Here is a 443-nt window from a genome sequence, read left to right as displayed (position 1 = left end):
GCCATCAAGGCGTGCCAGCGGTTCATAGCTGCCCGGATCGGCATACACATACAGGCTGGGCCTGCCGTCTTGCACTTCTTCAAGCAGGCGCAAGCCTTGCCAGTGGAACAGGGTGCGATTACTGGGTTCGCTGGCGTCGTCGTCGTACACCAGCTTGCTGATCCGCCGGCCCAGCGGGTCGTAGCCAAACACCACCCGTTGGCGCAGGGCACCGTTCTGTTGATGCACGCCGATCAGTCTGTGTTCCGCGTCGTATTCGAAACGCTGGATTCGGCTGCTGCCGATGCGCTTTTCGCTCAGCCGCCCAAAACGGTCATAGCGATAACGTTTGTCCTGATACACATGCACCCGGTTGTGCTTGATCAGGCCGTTGACCCGGTAGCCGTCGAACAGGTTACCGGCCGGGTCGTAGTTGAGGCTTTCGATATGCTGGCCCTGCTCCC

General features: G+C 60.3%; 1 protein-coding gene. It reads right to left on the bottom strand.

The genetic code is table 11. The features are described 5' to 3' along the window. Window positions 1-443 (bottom strand): hypothetical protein (locus ACE04F_RS13695; RefSeq protein ID WP_486107460.1); only part of this gene is annotated, 443 nt, incomplete at both ends.

This window comes from Pseudomonas sp. AGC41 (genome assembly GCF_057334555.1).
Note: the sequence above shows the minus strand (reverse complement) of the source record. Positions and strands in the feature narration are given on the sequence as shown.